General features: G+C 72.4%; 7 protein-coding genes. 4 read left to right on the top strand and 3 right to left on the bottom strand.

Annotation, left to right across the window (positions count from 1 at the left end; translation table 11 throughout):
* Positions 1–29: 29 nt before the first annotated feature.
* The 3 genes from RAN62_RS21675 to RAN62_RS21665 all read right to left on the bottom strand — a co-directional run bounded on the left by RAN62_RS21675 (position 30) and on the right by RAN62_RS21665 (position 9,836).
* Positions 30–7,394, bottom strand: coding sequence for a hypothetical protein (locus RAN62_RS21675; protein WP_305786510.1), 7,365 nt, complete (start codon positions 7,392–7,394; stop codon positions 30–32).
* Between the two features lie 629 nt (positions 7,395–8,023).
* Positions 8,024–8,791, bottom strand: coding sequence for an enoyl-ACP reductase FabI (fabI, locus tag RAN62_RS21670; RefSeq protein ID WP_305786509.1), 768 nt, complete (start codon positions 8,789–8,791; stop codon positions 8,024–8,026).
* 340 nt (positions 8,792–9,131) lie between these two features.
* Complete coding sequence (locus RAN62_RS21665) at positions 9,132–9,836, bottom strand: beta-ketoacyl-ACP reductase (protein WP_305786508.1); 705 nt, start codon at positions 9,834–9,836, stop codon at positions 9,132–9,134.
* Positions 9,837–10,113: 277 nt separating this feature from the next.
* On the opposite strand from RAN62_RS21665, the gene RAN62_RS21660 reads away from it, so the two are divergent.
* The 4 genes from RAN62_RS21660 (at position 10,114) to RAN62_RS21645 (ending at position 15,925) form a co-directional block, all read left to right on the top strand.
* A complete protein-coding gene (locus RAN62_RS21660) occupies positions 10,114–11,736 on the top strand; it encodes a sensor histidine kinase (RefSeq protein WP_305786507.1) in 1,623 nt (540 codons plus the stop codon).
* Entirely contained in the window at positions 11,733–12,392 is a 660-nt protein-coding gene (locus RAN62_RS21655) for a response regulator (protein WP_305786506.1), read from the top strand. Before RAN62_RS21660 ends, RAN62_RS21655 begins: the two co-directional genes overlap by 4 nt.
* A gap of 534 nt (positions 12,393–12,926) precedes the next feature.
* Entirely contained in the window at positions 12,927–14,087 is a 1,161-nt protein-coding gene (locus RAN62_RS21650) for an alpha/beta hydrolase (RefSeq protein WP_369077184.1), read from the top strand.
* Positions 14,084–15,925 (top strand): acyltransferase family protein, encoded by a 1,842-nt coding sequence (locus tag RAN62_RS21645; protein WP_305786504.1) that lies wholly within the window; start codon positions 14,084–14,086, stop codon positions 15,923–15,925. The genes RAN62_RS21650 and RAN62_RS21645 overlap by 4 nt, the downstream gene beginning before the upstream one ends.
* The last annotated feature ends 503 nt before the right edge of the window (positions 15,926–16,428 follow it).

The raw sequence follows: 16,428 nt of genomic DNA, 5'->3' as shown, positions 1-16,428 counted from the left end.
CCGCGCACCCCGCCGATCAGCAATCGACGTCACTGTTTACGCGTACGGCCTCCGACGCGCAGCATCACGCCGCCGATGACCAGGAGCATGGACAGCACCAGCAGCCCGAGCAGGTTCTGACCGGTCTTGGGCAGGTTGTCCCCGCCGCCACCGCCCGAGTTCGAGGTGTCGGTGGGCGTGGAGTCCGAGCTGCCCGCGATCGACAGCAGCGCCTCGATCGTGTTGTTGACCACATTGCCCTCGGCGCTCGTGGTGCTGATCGTCACGCGTACGGGATGGACGCCCTTCTTCGCCGCCGAGGTGATCCGCATGCTGAGCCACAGCTCGCTGGTGGCCCCGACCGGAGCGTCGGGACCGTCACAGACGACGGCGTTCGCGTCCCCCGTCTCGTCGGGCATGCACTCGATGGTCACCAGCCCGGCGTCGTCCCCGGAGGCGTCGAGCAGCACCCGGGCCAGTGCCAGGTTGACGCCCGCCGGCGGGTCGATGCTGAAGGTGATGCCGGCCGCGGTCTGCGAGCCGTTGTTGCTGTAAGGCAGCTTCAGCAGCACCGTGCCCCCGGGCCGCGCGGTGGTCGTCTTGCGCTTGACCCCCAGCTCCAGGTCCACCCGCGAGGACACCACCGAGATCGCGGGCATCGCCTGGTCCTCGGCGTCCGAGCAGCTGCCGTTGGCCGGCTCGGCGTCGAGGCAGCCGCCGGTGATGACCGTGCCGACGCTCACGGTACGCCCGACGACGAACGGGATGTTGTACGTGTACGCGGCCCCGACGGCCAGGTTCCGCGTACAGGTGACGACGTTGCTCTCCTCGTCCCAGACGCAGTCGGCCGGCAGCGGCGAGCCCGGGGTGAGCCCCGACGGGACCTTCAGCGTCATGACGTGCGGGTTCGCGGCGTTCGGGCCGGGGTTGCGCAGCCGGATCGGGAGCACCGTCTTCTGCCCGGGCGCGGCCGGGTTGACCGTCGGCGTGCCGAAGGTGGTGGTGACCGTGTCCGTGTCGCCGCCCGTCGTGACCAGCACGCCCGAGGCGACCAGCTGGTCGGTCGCGCTGCTGTCGTCGGTGAGCGTGATGTTCGTCGCCGTCCACTTGGCGTCCGCGCTGACCGCGTCGTCCACGGCGACGGTCAGCGTGATCGTGACCGTGCCCTCCTCCTCGGCCATGTCGGTGCACCTGACCTGGGCGGTCGTGACGGCGCAGGTGCCGTTGGAGGCCTCGCCGGAGCTGGACTCCGACGCCGCGGCGCTCACCGCGAAGCCGTCCGGCAGCGTCTCGAGCGGCACGACCAGGCTCAGCCCGTCGCGCGTACTCGTGTCGGTGATCGTGATCTGCGGCTGCCCGTCGCTGCCCGGGGCGATCTCCACCGGGGTGGTGTCGATCGTCACCGTGTTCCGCAGCGGCTGATAGAGGGCCTGCTCGTCGGCGAGCTCGAACGTCGTCAGACAGGTGCTCGACCCGTTGACCGCCACGCAACCCCCGGTCGCCGGCAGGGACGGGTCCGCGTCGGCGGGCACCACGACCGGCAGCTGCCAGATCCGGGCCGCCGCGCCGACCGCCTGGTTGAAGCGGCAGGTCAGCTGGGTGCTCGTGGCCGGGGTGCAGTCGATCGCGGCCTGCCCGGACAGCGTGCCGAAGGTCGTCTGGCTCGGCGCGGTGACCGTGGTCGTCGTGCCGGTGGCGTCGGACGGGCCGGTGTTGGTGATCGTCGCCGTGACCACCGTCGTCGTGCCCAGCGGCACCGGGTCGGTCGGGCCGGTCAGCACGATCCGCACCCCGGGTACGGGCGGGCCGGTCAGCACGATCGTGCCGTTGCCCTGCGCGGTGTCGCCGGTGCCCCGGCTGACCGTGATGCCGGTCGGGGTCCAGGTCACACCGGCGGCCAGGGACGAGGCCGTGGTCACGCCGAGCGCGACGGCCTGGTTGGTGCCGGCGACCAGGTCGACGCCGGTGCACAGGACCTGAGCCGCCTGGATCTGGCACGCCGACCCGGTCGGGCCGGTGGCGGAACTCACGGTGAAACCGGCCGGCAGCTGCGCCAGCGGTACGGTCACCGTCAGCCCCGTGACGGCGCGCGAGGCGGTGACGACGACGTAACCCGTACCCGTCAGACCCGGCGTAGCTGTCCCCGAACGCGTGCCGACACCCAGCGTGCCGTCGAGCTCCGCGCCGAGCACGATGTCGGGCAGCGGGTTGTCGGGCGGGCTGGTGCAGACGTTGTCGCGGTTGGTGTCCACGCAGCCGCCGTCCACGGGCTCGTCCGGGTCGGCGGTGCCGGGCACGAGCACCCGCAGCGTCCACTGGCGGTTCGTGCCCGCGGCGACCACGTCCAGCGTGCAGTCCACGCGCGTGCCGGACGCCCGCGTGCAGTAACGCGGCAACGCGAAACCGGGGTCGAACGTCGTGCCGCCCGGCGCCCGGAAACTCAGGAAGGCGTTGCGCGCGTCCGACGGGCCCGGGTTCGTCGCCGTGATCGCCAGGTCGGCGGCCGAGCCCGGCGTCACCGTGCCCGGCGCGGGGCCGACGACGGTCACGGTCAGGGGCGCGTCGGCGTCGGCCACGGTCGCGGCGGCCACCGTACGCGTCACGCTCTCGTCCCCCCGCGTGACCGCCACCGCCGGGGCCCACACCGCACCGGGGTCGGCCGCCGCCGAGGCCGCGACCGTGACCCGCAGCGCGACGGTACCGCCCGCGGTGACCGCGAAGTCCCCGCAGCTGTACGCGGTGCCGGACGTCGTGCACGTGGCGCCGTCGGCCGCGATCGCCGTCGTGGTCAGGCCGGCCGGCAGCGCGTCGCGCGGGATCGTCACCCGCACGCCGGTACGCGCCTGGCTCAGCGCCACCGACACCGTGGTGACCGCCGTGCGTCCCGGCACGACCGGCGTGTTCGTGGCGGTGACCGTCGCGATCCGGCCCAGCGGCGTGGCCAGCCGGATGTCCGGCAGCGCGCGGTCGCTCGGGCCGCCGCAGGCCGCGTCGCCGTCGAGGTCGAGGCAGCCGCCGGTGAGCGCCTGGTTCGGATCGGCGTTGCCCGGCACCACGATCGGCACGTCCCACACCAGGCTCGCCGGCGCCACCCCGAGCGTCACCGAGCAGCTGATCCGGGTCGCCGAGGCGCGCGTGCACGAGTCCGCCAGCGGCGCCGCCAGGGTGCCGAACGCGGTGCCCACCGGCGCCCGCAGCGTGACCAGGGCGTCCGTGGCCGTCGAGGGGCCGGCGTTGGTCAGCGTCACGCGCATGGTCGTGGTGTCGCCGGGCAGGACCGTGCCCGGGGCGGGACCGGTGACCTGCGCGTCGAGGGTGTAGTCGGGGTCGCCGGTGCGGACGAGCAGGCCGGCGCCCGTGGCCTGGTCACCGGCCGGATTGGTGGCGGTGATGGCACGCGTCGACCAGACGAGCGTGCCCTGGACGCCGGACGCGACGCTGACCGGGATGGTGATGGTCGTGCCGGAGGCCGGGACGCTGACGTTCGTACACGTGATGGCCGTCGCATTGACCGCGCAGCTCGCCGCCGGCGTCGCGGTGACCGTGCCCAGCGTCATCTCGGCCGGCTTGTCGTCCAGCGGAATCGACAGGGTCAGGCCCGTCTGCGCCGGGCTCGCCGACAGCAGCACGACCGCGTTGCCCGTGGTGCCCGGGGTCACCCGGGCCGGGCTCGTGCTGATGTCAAGCTGCCGGTCGAAGGGCGCGGCCAGCACGATCGGCGGCAGCGGATCGTCGCCCGGGCCGCACAAGCCGTTGTCGTCCAGGTCCACGCAGCCGCCGCCGAGCGGCTGCGCCGGGTCGGCACCGCCGGACACCACGACCGGCAGCGCGAAGTTGATCGCGGGCGCGTCCACCGGCAGGTCGAAGGTGCAGCTCACGCGGCCGCTGGTCACGATCCGGCAGAACTGCGCGGTGGGCCCGCCGAGCGGCCCGAACGTCCCGCCGTCCGGCGCCAGCACACTGATCGTCTCGTCGTTGGCGTCCGACGGGCCGGTGTTGTCGACACTCACCGTGAGCGTGCCCGTCCCGCCCGGCGGCACCGGCCCGGACGGCGGCGTGGTGTTGACGTCAAGGGTGTAGACCGGCGCGCCGACCACCGCGAGCCGCTCCCGCGCGGCGACCGACTGGGTGCCGCGGCTCACGGTGACCGGGTCCGCGGACCACGGCGTCCCCTGTACGGCCGAAGGGGCCGCCGCCACGCCGAGCGACACGGTCGCCGTGGTGCCGTCCGGGATCGTCAGCCCGGTGCAGGTGACCCGCGTGGCGGTCGCCGTGCACACCCCGCCGTTGGTCGCGCTCTGCGTCCGGACGCTCAGACCCCCGGGCACACCGTTCAGAGGTACGGACACCGCGATGTCATCCAGATCCCCGTGCGCCGCGGTCACCGTGACAGTGGCCACGTCCTGCCGCCCGGGCGTCACGGTGGCCTGCGTGGCGTCCAGCGTCACGCGGCGGTCGAAGGGCACCTGCAGCACGATCGGCTCGATCGGCTCGTCGTCGGGACCGCAGCCGGAGACCCCGTCGAGCTCGACACAGCCGCCGCCCAGCGGGGTGAACGGGTCCGCGCCCGCCGCCACGACAAGCGGAAGCCGCAGCTCGGGCGTCTCGTCCTCGGCGACCACGTCGACGGTGCACACCGCGCGGCGCGGGCTGCTGAGCTGGCACGGGCTCGCCGGAGGACCGAAGGTCGTGCTGTTCGGGGCGATGACGACGACGCTCGCGTCCGTCGCGTCGGACGGGCCGCCGTTGGCCACCACGACGGTGATCTGGGTCGTACCCCCGGGCAGCACGGTGTTGTCGGCCGGGCCCGTGACGGTCGCGGTGAGATCGGTGACGGGCGGGCCGGCGATCGCCAGGTCCCCGTCGCGGCTGATCTCCTCGTCGCCGTCGGTGACCACGACGTCGGCGGCGGTCCACTTGGCCGGCGGAGTCGCGCTGGACGGAACGGCCACGGTCAGCGTCAGGTCCCGCTGCTCGTTGGATTGCAGGTCGACCCCGGTGCAGGTGACAACGCTCGTCGTGACGGCGCAACCCGGGGCGGTGGCCGTCCAGCCGCCGGGCAGGGCACCCAGCGGGATCGTGACGGTCAGGTCGTCCTCGTCCTGGGTCGATCGGAGGCGCACGCGGGCGACTCCGGTCGTACCCGGGGTGATCGTGGCCGCGACCAACGTCTCGGTCAGGCGGTTGGCCAGCGGGGTGCGCAGCTGGATGCCGGGCAGCGGGCTGTCGTCCGGGTCGTCGCAGTCGGCGTCGTTGTTGAAGCTCACACAGCCGCCGTCGAGCGGGGTGCTCGCATCCGCCTGGGCGGAGACATTGAGCGGCAGGGTGTAGGTGACGTCGTCACCGGCGGCCAGGGTCACCGTGCAGCGCAGGGCGGTCGGACCGGTGACCGTGCACTGCTGGCTCGCCGGGCCGGTAAGCGGGCCGAACGTCGTCGAGCGCGGCGCCAGCACCGTGAAGGTCGACTCGCCGGCGTCCGAGGGGCCGTCGTTCGTGATGGTGACGCTCATCGTGGTGCTCTGCCCCGGGCGTACGGTCCGGGGCGCGGGCGGGACCGCGTCCACCGAGTACGTCCACCGCGGGTCGGCGGTGACCAGGGTGCCCGTGGTCTGGCCGGTGGAGTCGCCGCTGGTCGCGCTGACCGGGCGGGTCGGAGTGGTGACCCAGTTCGCCGTCACGTCCGGGTCCAGCGTGACCGGGACGGTGACCGTCGTCGTGCCCTGCCGGGGGAACGTGACGTTCTCGCAGTAGATGCTCATCGCGCCGTTCGTGCAGGTGCCGCCGCCGGTGGTGGTCACTGTCCCCACGGTGTAGCCGGCGGGCGGGGCCGGGATCGTGAGAGTGCCGGTGCCGTTCTGAAGCCCGGCGTTGGTCACACGGATCCGGACATTTGCCGCTTGCTGGCTGCCGGGCGTGGCCGTCACAGGGACGATCGTCAGGCCGTTGTTGAGGTTCACGTCGGGGTCGCTGACCGTCAGGAGGCGCCCGGCGCCGGTCGCCGCGAAGCCGTTGAGCGTCGCGGTGATGTTGCTGACGTCCCAGGTCGTACCCGGCGGGGTGGTCGTGGTCGCCGCGGCCGTGACCGTGATCGCGATCTTGTCGTTGGCCGGCACCGTCACGCCGGTGCACGTGATCGCGGTGCTCGTCACCGTGCACAGGTTGCTGCCCACGACGGCCCGGGTGATCGACACGCCGTCGGGCCGGCCCGCGAGCGGGACGGTGACCGTGGTCGTCGCGTCCGAGGGGCCCTCGTTCGTCACCGTGATCGGCGTCGACGCCGACTTGCCCGCCGGCAGGGCCATCTGCGTGACCGTGATCGTGCTCCGGGTGGTCTGCGGATTGCCCACCGTGACCAGCCGGCCCTCGCCCCGGACCGAGATCGTGGTGTCCGGCACCGCCGGGAACGGCGTGCTGACCGCCGTGATGCTCCCGTCGGCCGGCGACCAGTTGGCCGCGCCGGCCGCGTTCGCCGCGACCGTCACCGGCAGCGACACGGTGACGCTGCCGCCGCCCGGCACGGTGACGCCGGTGCACCGGATCTGCGTGGTGCTGGCCGTCGAACAGGTGCCACCGCCGGTCGCCGTGACCTCCCCCAGCGTGTAGCCGGTGGGCGGCGCCGGAATCGTCACCACCGTGTTCGGCGCGGCGACCTCGCCCGCGTTGGTGATCGTGACCGTCGGCGTGCCCGTGGTGCCCGGCACGACGGTCTTCGCGCTCGTGCCGATCGACCCGAACTTGACATACCCCGAGCACGTCGACTCCGCCACGATCACCGTGCCCTTGGCGAGCGCCCCGGTCGTGCCGCCGAGCAGATCGAGATTCAAACCCTGCACGGTGTACGACAACCGGCCCGTCGTGGCGTTGTAAGAGGCGGTCTGCCGGTCGAGGACGCCGGTCAGAATGCCGGGCACGTCGAGGTTCAGGCCCGTCGAGGGGTTGACCGTCGCCCCGAGCAGCTTGAGGTTCGCGACATCCGTGTCCGCGGTGACCGCCGTCGGCGACATCGTGCAGGAGGTGTCGACGGCGTCGAGGCCGAGCGTGCTCGCCCCGAGAACGTTGAGCCCGGCGACGGTGGCTCGCGCCGTGCCGCCGTTGCTCGTAGAGTCGGGCCCGGTCCGCGCCGTGATGGCTCCGGTGCCGAGAACGTTCGGTACCCCGATGTTCGCCACCTGCTGCGTGTTCGCGGCCTGACCCGTCTGCCAGGTGCTCTGCGTCGTGGTCAGCAGGTTCACCGGGAGGCCGAGCAGGGTCAGGTCGGTGCGGAGACCCTGGGCGGTCGTGGAGACGGTGGCGGGGGCGGCCTGGGCGGCGGTGGGCGGCCCTATGAGCGCCAGGGCGAGCAGCACGGCGGCGAAGACCACCATGCGCCGGGGCTGTCCCGAGTCGTCATCACGAAACACTCGCATATGCACCACGAGGCGAACGGTAAGCCCGACGAATGCGAAAGATCTTTCGTTTCCGGATTCAGCTCACAAGTCAGACTTTTCCCGTTATCGGCGCCCGCCTCACAGCCGTAGGCCGCCCGTCCAGTGTCCGCCGCCCGCCCGTCCGTTTCTCCCCAGCCCGTTCGGATGATCTCCCCCGCCGCCGTACGCACGCCGCCTCACCTGCAATTGGCGCCGCAAGTCATCGGCGTCATGGTGTGCAGACCGTGCTGGACCCCGCAGTACATCTGGGCTCCAAGAGCGACCGCCGCGTTGCACGCCCCGGCGCATCGGCGTCCCAGCACCGCCCGCCGTGCTGAACGCCGCGTTGCGCGGCGTAGTGCATCGGCCTGTTGCACGGCGTGGTGCATCGGCGCTCCAGCTGCGACCGGGCGTGCCGGCCGTCGCGGCCCATGCCGCAGTGCGTCGGCGCTCCAGCAGTGTCGGCCGAGCTGGACGTCGCGGCGTATGCCGCAGTGCGTCGGCGCTCCAGCCGTGTCGGCTGTGTCAGACGTTGCGGCGCGTTGGTCATCCTAGGAGGCTAGGCTCCTTTGCCCGGGCGCGGAAAAGGGGCCGCAACCTCGCGACCCCTCGCCGTTGTCTTGCCCAATGCCCGCCGCTCAGGCGCCCAGCGCGTGGTACCCGCCGTCGACGTGCACGATCTCGCCCGTGGTCGCCGGGAACCAGTCCGACAGCAGCGCGCAGATCGCCCGCCCCGCCGGCTCCTGGTCGGTGAGGTCCCAGCCGAGCGGCGCCCGGTTCTGCCACGCCTCCTCGAACTGCTCGAAGCCTGGGATCGACTTGGCCGCCATCGTCCGCAGCGGACCGGCCGAGACCAGGTTGCTGCGCACACCGTGCCGGCCGAGGTGCAGCGCCAGGTAGCGCGACGCCGACTCGAGGCCCGCCTTGGCGACGCCCATCCAGTCGTACACCGGCCACGCCTTCGTCGCGTCGAACGTCAGGCCGACGATGCTGCCGCCCCGGCCCATCAGCGGCAGGCAGGCCGTGGCGAGCGCCTTGTAGGAGAACGTCGACACCTCGAGCGCCTTCGCCACGTCGGCCCAGCCCGCGTTCAGGAACTCGCCGCCCAGCACGCTCTGCGGCCCGAACGCGATGGAGTGCACCACGCCGTCCAGCCCGTCGACGTGCTCCCGCACCTTGCCCTCGAGCGCGGCCAGGTGCTCGGGATCGGTGACGTCGAGCTCGATCACCGGCGCGGGCTCCGGCAGCCGCTTCGCGATCCGCTCGACCAGCGACAGCCGGCCGAACCCGGTCAGCACGACCGTCGCACCGTTCTCCTGCGCCAGCTTCGCCGCCGAGAACGCGATCGACTGGTCGGTGATGATGCCGGTGATGAGCAGCCGCTTACCGGCCAGCAGTCCAGACACGAAATCTCCTGTGTTGTCACTCGTCGCTGGCGCGCGCCTCTCGACGCCCGCCCCCGCGTACTTCCTAGCCCTGCAGCCCCAGCCGCGATCCCGCAGCCGGTCAGCTCGTCAACCCGTCAGCCAAATGACCCCGGAACCACGTCGCCGCCCCGGAACCGCACCGCCGCCCCAAGACCGCGTGCCGCTCCAGAATGCATCGCTGCCCCAGAACCGCATCGCCGCCCCAAGACCACGTGCCGCTCCGAACCGCATCGCCGCTCCGAACCGCACCGCCGCCCCAAGACCACGTGCCGCTCCGAACCGCACCGCCGCCCGTTGACCGCATCGGCGCCGACTGCCGTCAGTGGCCCATGCCGAGGCCACCGTCGACCGGGATGACCGCGCCCGAGATGTAGGCCGCGCTGTCCCCGGCGATGAAGGTGACCGCCTGCGCCACCTCGTCCGGCGTCGCGAGCCGCCCGGCGGGGATCGCCTTGAGGATCTCCTCCTTGCGGGCGTCGGACAGCACGTCGGTCATCTCGGTGGCAATGAAGCCCGGCGCCACCACGTTGGCGGTGATGTTACGGCTGCCCAGCTCGCGGGTGATCGAGCGGGCCATGCCGACCAGGCCGGCCTTGCTCGCCGCATAGTTCACCTGGCCGGGGCCGCCGTAGAGCCCGACGACCGAGGAGATGAAGATGATCCGGCCCCACTTGGCGCGCAGCATCTTGGAGCTGGCCCGCTTCGCGACGCGGAAGGAGCCGGTCAGGTTGGTGTCGAGCACCCGGGTGAACTGCTCCTCGGACATGCGCAGGAGCAGCGTGTCGTCGGTGATGCCGGCGTTGGCGACGAGGACCTCGACCGGGCCGAGCTCCTTCTCGACCGTGGTGAAGGCCGCGTCGACGGCGGCGGGGTCGGTGATGTCGCACTCGACGCCGAAGAGTCCCTCCGGTGCGCCGCTGCCACGGTGGGTGACCGCCACCCGGTCACCCTGCTTGGCGAACGCCTGGGCGATGGCCAGGCCGATGCCACGGTTTCCTCCGGTCACCAGGACGGTGCGGGCCAACGCGCTGCTCCTTCTCTCGTTGCTGCTCGGTGCCCGGAGCCGGTCCGGCACACGGCCGGTCCAATTCAGCGGGATGGCAGCAGACTAGGCCCTACCCGCCGGTAGGAGCGAACCCGCCGGACGAGACCTTCGCCATGCTGACCTGGGCGCCCAGAATTTCGCAGGCGCGACCTGCGGCATCACCCTCTTCGGTAGGTGCGCGCCCCCTACCGGAGAGGGTGGCACCCCCTACCGAAGAGGGGCGACGAAATCGATCCCCCGTCGTACCGTCCCGGGCATGGAACCTCTCCGCGCCTTGCGCCGGCTCATCGCCGGTCCGGACCGTCGGCAACCGCCGGCCGGATGGCGCCTGCCCGCTGCATTCCGGCTGTACGGGACGCCGCTCGGCCTGCTGGTGCTGCTGATGCTGGGGCTGGCGAACGGCGCCTACCTCATGGACACGCGGTCCCTCAGGCCGTGGCCGGCCGCGCTGCTGTCGATCGGCGTGGTGCTTCCGGTGGTGCTCTCCGCAGCGGGGCTGCGCCTGACGGCGTGGCGCCTGGCCTGGCCGATGCTGTTCATCGGCGTGGCGCGGGCCACCCCGGAGGAGCCGTGGCCGTGGACCCCGGTCCAGATCCTGGCTTTCCTGGCGGTCTTCGTGCTCCTGACGATGCGGGAGAGGGCGTCCGTCATCGCCTGGACGACGGCGCTGTCCATCGTTCCGATCCTCGCCCTCGCCCCCCGGACCAACGCGTGGGGCGTGGCGGTGCTCCTGATCGCCCTCGCTCTCGCCGGTGACCTGGTGTCCCGCCGCCGCCGGGCCCGCGCGCAGCTGGACGAGCAGACCCGCCTGACCGAGCGGGAGCAGGACCGCCGCGCCGTCCTCGAAGAGCGCACCCGCATCGCCCGCGAGATGCACGACGTCGTCGCCCACCACATGTCGATGATCGCTGTCCAGGCCGAGACGGCCCCCTATCGCGTGCCCGGCGTGCCCGACCCGGCCCGGGCCGAGTTCCAGGACATCGCCGCCGCCGCCCGCGAGGCCCTGACCGAGATGCGCCGCCTCCTCGGCGTCCTCCGCGCCGAGCCGGACCGCGCCCCGCTCACCCCCCAGCCGACCCTCGCCGACGTCCCGGCCCTGATCGCCGGGGCCGCCCGCGCCGGCATGCCCGTGACCTGCCCCCAGCCCGGTCCCCCACCCTCACACGTGCCCGCGGCAACCGGCCTGGCCGCATACCGGATCATCCAGGAAGCCCTCGCCAACGCCGCCCGCCACGCCCCCGGCAGCCCCACCACCGTCGCGATCCGAGCCACCCCGGCCGCCCTCCTCCTGGAAATAGCGAACGGCCCCACCCCCACCACCGCCCACCCCGAAACCTCCCGCCGCACCGCCTCCACCGCTGCTCTCCCCGCCGAAGCCCCAGCAACCCCGCACCACCTGACGCCGCCCCACACCGACCCGTCCCACACGGACCCGTCGACTCTCAACCCGCCACCCACCCATCCGCCGCCGGGCCTCCACAAGCAGCAGCCGGACTCCGACGTGGCGCCGGTCCAGCAATCGCCGCAGGACGGCAAGTCGTTGCCGTTGGCCGGCAGACCGCTCGTCCCGGGTTCGCCGCAGTCCGATGTCGATCCGTCACCGGTTGAGGGGGGTTCGTCGCGCGGCCACGGCTTGGACGGCATGCGGGAACGCGCGCTGGCGTTGGGCGGGACTCTCGATGTGGGGCGGCAGCCGGACGGCGGTTGCCTGGTGGCGGCCCGCCTGCCGCTGACGTCGGAGCCACCGGCCGAAGCACGAAGTGGCTCACGGGCTCTGCCCGGGGAAGGATCATCTTCTGCGGAGTCTTTGCCCGTGGGGCGATCGCGTCCGGTGGAGTCGTTCGCGGAGAAGGCGGTCCGGTCCGGGGAGGACACATGATCAAGCTGCTGATCGCCGACGATCAGGCCATGGTGCGCCAGGGCTTCGGGGCGTTGCTGGCCGCGCAGCCCGATCTTCTCGTGGTAGGCGACGCGGCCGACGGGGAGCAGGCCGTCGCCGAGACTCGTCGGCTGGCGCCCGACGTGGTGCTCATGGACGTTCGCATGCCGGTGATGGACGGCATCGAGGCCACCCGCCGCATCGCCGCCGCTTCCCGGGAGTCGCCGCGGATTCTCATCCTCACCACGTTCGACCTCGACGACTACGTCTTCGCCGCTCTCCGCGCCGGCGCGAGCGGCTTCCTCCTCAAGGACGCCCCGGCCGCCGACCTGGTCCATGCCGTCCACGTCGTGGCCGCCGGCGACGGCCTCCTGGCCCCGTCGGTCACCCGCCGCCTGATCTCCGAGTTCGCCGCCCTCCCCCGCGCCGGCCATCCCCACCCCACCATCCTCAACGGCCTCACCCCACGGGAAACCGACGTCCTCCGCCTCATCGCCCGCGGCATGTCCAATCAGGAGATCGCCACGGCCCTCGTCCTGGCCGAACAAACCGTCAAGACCCACGTGTCCCGCATCCTCACCAAACTCGCCCTCCGCGACCGAGCCCAAGCCGTCGTCCTCGCCTACGAAACCGGCCTCGTCACCGCCCGCGCCTGACCCGCATCACCTCGCACCGGACGCCCGCGCCACGGCCCAGCCGCGCGAGCGCGAAACCGCCAGGGCACCCATGAACGCCCGTGCCACCACCCGGCTGCGCGAGCGGGGAGCCACTGGGCGCACGTGACGCCCGCGTCACCGGTGAGTCGCCGTCTGCGAGCGCGGGGTCCCGGGCGCCCGGCGCACATGTCGCCTCGCAACGGCTTCCCCGCGCAACGGCTGGGGGACAACGGCAGGAGACCCGGCTTGGTCCGGCCGCGGATCGACCGACCGCCGCCGACGCCAGGGCCCGCCGACGAACCCGACGACGAACCGGAGCCTCGGTGCCGTCACCCCGCCGCAGCTCCGTCGTCGAGCGGCTCTCCCCCGGCGATCCGTCCGCCCGCCGCAGGCTTCCACGCTCCGCCTCGTCCGGCGCGGCGCACATGCACGGTGTCGCTCCGCGGTACGGGAAAGGGGCTACCCCGGAACCGGGCGGAAGTCAGCACTCCGGCGTGACTCGCCGGGGCCGGCCTTCGCCGGACGCTGCCTCGCATGCGTCCAACCTCGGTACTCGCGCTCTCGACCATGCTGCTGACCACCTACGCCATGGCAGTGCCGCAGCCCCATCCGTCTCCACCGTGCCGACGCCCCCGCGAAGCCGCCGTCGACGCCTCGTCCACTGTCACCTTCTCTCACAGCACCACTCATGACGTGCCCATCGGTGCCGACGGCCCGGGTTCTCCATCGTCCGGCCCTTCGGCTGTCAGCGGGGCGGACTCGGACGCGCGCGGTCGATCCCGGACGAGGGTCGAAGGGTCGGGCAATCGCGGGGCGCGCATCGAGGGGTCGGGCGACGGTGGGCCGGGGGTCGGGGGTTCGGGCCACGGCGGGGTGGGGGCAGGGAGTTCGGACCGTTCCCAGGTCTTTTCGGCTGAGCAGAGTCGGGTTCGGGCGGCGATGGGTGCCGCTGGGGAGCCCTACTCGGACTGGGTTCGGGCGGGGCGGCGGTTCTTGTCGTTCGATTCCGGTGGGAGCGGACGGGCGGTGGAGGTGATCGGGGACCTGGAAGGGGCGGAGCGGATCGCGGTTCTGGTTCCGGGGGTGAGCACGCGGCTCGCCGACTTCGATCGGGGGCTCGGGGGCGTGGCGGGGCGGGCTCCGGCCGTACAGGCTCGGGCTGTTCTTGCCGCCGCCCGCCGCGCGGATCCGGGAGCTCGGGTGGCGGTGGTGGCGTGGCTCGGTTACGAGCCGCCCGCCGGGCTGGATCTGGAGGCGGCTCGTGATCTCCGGGCGCTGACCGGCGCCGGCGCGTTGAGCGATTTCGTCCGTTCGCTCCCGCGTGGCGCGGCTGTCACCGTGATCGGGCACAGCTACGGCGCACTCGTCGCGGGGCTGGCCGCCTGCCGACTCGCCCGGGTGCATGACATCGTGGCGCTCGGCGCGCCGGGCATGGGCGTCCGGCACGCGGACGAACTGGGCGGTGCGCGCGTGTGGTCGGCGCTGGCCGCCGACGACTGGATCCGGCGCATACCGCAACTTCGACTCGGCCACCTGGGCCACGGGCGCCGTCCGTCCGCGCCGGCCTTCGGGGCGGTCACCCTTCCCACCACCGGTGTACGCGGCCACGACGGCTACCTCGTCCCCGGCACCCCGACACTCGCGGCGGTCGCGGACATCGTCGTCGGGCGTGTCCCCGCCGCGGCCGCCTCATGACCCGCCGGCCCGGGGTGCGCGGACGACCGAACTTGATCACCCGCGCGGAGGGGCGCCCGCGCGTTCGTCCGGAATTGCCTCCCTCCGCAGACCTACGGCCGAGTGCCACTTCAGATGGAGACGTGCGGTCTGCCTCTTTGGGCGGAGACGCGCGGCATGCCTTCTCTGGCGGAGGCGCGCGGCCCGCCTGTTCCGGCACTGGGACGGCCGGCACGAATGGGCGCGATCGAGGCGTCGACACCGCGCGGGCAATGGCGATGGCCGGCGTTGTGGTCGGGCACTGGCTTGTCACGGGACTTGTCATGCGTGCGGACGGGCTGCACACCACGAGCCCCCTTGCCACATTTCCCCAAGCGGCGCCGGTGAGTTGGTTTCTCCAGACGCTTGGACTGTTCTTCTTCGCGGGAGGCTTCGCGGCCACTCGAGCGGGGTGCAGGAACGCGGCGCAGCAGAAGGCGGCGCAGCAAGAGGCAGCGCGGCAAACGGCGGCGCAGCAAGAGGCAGCGCGGCAAACGGCGGCGCAGCAAGAGGCAGCGACGGGGCAACGCGCGGCAGAAGCGGGGCATGGGGCGGTTACGCCTCGGGGAGGGGCTGCACCGACGGGACAGGCAGTGCTTGTGCGGCGGCGGGTCGGGCGTACCTGGAAGGGGGTGATGGTTCTTCTCGGGTCGTGGATGGTTGTGCTGTTTTTCGGGGCGGCGGCGGGGGTTTCGGGGGTGACTCTGGCGACGGCGGGCCGGCTGGCGGTGAGTCCGTTGTGGTTCTTGGTGCCGTACTTTGCTCTGCTCGTCATCACGCCTGTACTTCGGCGTTGCGGGATTGCGTGGCTATTCGGCGGTGCGGGCGTCGCGGTTGCAGTTGTTGCCGCGCTTGATTGTGCGGCCGGGATGATGACGTTCGGCCGGGCGGCGACGATGTCTCCGTCAATAGTGGGCGGCGCCGACAACGGCGGGACCGGACATTTCGTCGCCGGGATTTCGGCGCTGCCGGCTTGGGCTGGTTATCTGGCCGTGGCGGCGGCCTGGGCGGTTCCGTGGTGTCTGGGTGTTGCTGTGGCTCGGGGTCGTCTGGCAGGGCGCCGACACGCCGTGCTGCTGGCGGTGATGGGTTCGGCGAGTCTGGTCACGCTGGTCGGCGTCGGGGGTTACCCGGTCAGTGCGGTCGGGGTTCCCGGGGCGGGGCGGTCGAATCTGGACCCGCCGTCGCTGGCCGCCATCGCTCTGGCCGTCGCTCAGGTGGGCGTCTTCCTCCTGCTGCGACCGATAGCCGACCGGCCGTGGCGGTGGGTGGCCGCGCTCAACAGATACGCGCTGCCCGTCTACCTGTGGCATCAATCCGTCCTGCTGGTGACCGCAGGCGCCGCGGTGGCGCTCGGACTGCCCGGGATGATCGGCACGCCCGGCGACACCAGCTGGGTGGCTTGGCGTGTCGCTTGGCTTCCGGTGCTGGCCGTCGTGCTCGCCGTGGCGGTGCACAGCAGTCGGGTGCTGCGACGACGACGGTCACGGGCGGATGAGGTGGCGACCACTGACCGATCACTCGCGGATGAGGTGGTGCAGCGGCCATCACCTGATCACTCTCGGGTGCGGTGGCGCCGCGGCCATCGACCGATCACTAGCGGGAACGGTGGTGCCGCGGCCACGAACCGATCACTCTCGGGTGCCTTGGCGCTGCGAGCACCCGCCGATCATCGGGCGCCGGCACTCGGAACTTCGGCACCTCGTGAGGCGGCAGAGGGTGTGCGCACGAACGAATTCCGGCGCGCGGGGATACGGGCGCGGCGGTCCTTTCGCACGTGGCGCAGCACACCCAGGTCCGGATTTTTCAAGTGGCTGTGAGGGGGTACTCTTCACCACGGTTCGTTACGGCCCGACTAGCTCTGGAGGTGATCGCTGTGCGAGATAGCGATCCTCCTAGTCGTGGCCGGGCCGCTCGTCAGCCGTCCTGAGCCACCGCCTCGCCCCGCGCCTTCCGCGTGGAGGCGCGGTGATGCCGGGCTTCGGCCGCTGACACAGTCTCCGCCTTCTGTCGCCACTTGTGCTTCGCCGGGGTTCGTGCCGTGCTCGGCTCGATCACCGGTCCCGTCCTGGGCTGAACATCCCCGGACGGTGGCACCGCGCCTGCGCTGAAGGCTCCGGTCACGACTGCCGTGTGCGCACTTTCCCGTTCGCCGCCGCCGTCGGAAGTCATTGCCATGAGCCGTTTTCTTGCTCCACTGAGCTTCACCATCGCCGCCGCCTGGGTGCTCGTCGTCTTCGTGCTGGCCCACAACAACGCATGACCGGTCCCAATCATCCGACACGCCGTGCCCACCGATCCGCGCCGTTCGGCGGTTCCCCCG

The organism is Symbioplanes lichenis (assembly GCF_030709675.1).
Taxonomy (GTDB): Bacteria; Actinomycetota; Actinomycetes; order Mycobacteriales; family Micromonosporaceae; genus Actinoplanes; species Actinoplanes lichenis.
The sequence above is the reverse complement of the archived record's forward strand: the minus strand, read 5'-3'. Positions and strand labels throughout refer to the sequence as shown.

What these genes read in the sequence shown, in the direction of transcription:
- RAN62_RS21655 (WP_305786506.1), top strand. Translation starts at nt 11,733, where the DNA reads ATGATCAAGCTGCTGATCGCCGACGATCAGGCCATGGTGCGCCAGGGC.
- RAN62_RS21660 (WP_305786507.1), top strand. Translation starts at nt 10,114, where the DNA reads ATGGAACCTCTCCGCGCCTTGCGCCGGCTCATCGCCGGTCCGGACCGT.
- RAN62_RS21645 (WP_305786504.1), top strand. Translation starts at nt 14,084, where the DNA reads ATGACCCGCCGGCCCGGGGTGCGCGGACGACCGAACTTGATCACCCGC.
- RAN62_RS21650 (WP_369077184.1), top strand. Translation starts at nt 12,927, where the DNA reads ATGCGTCCAACCTCGGTACTCGCGCTCTCGACCATGCTGCTGACCACC.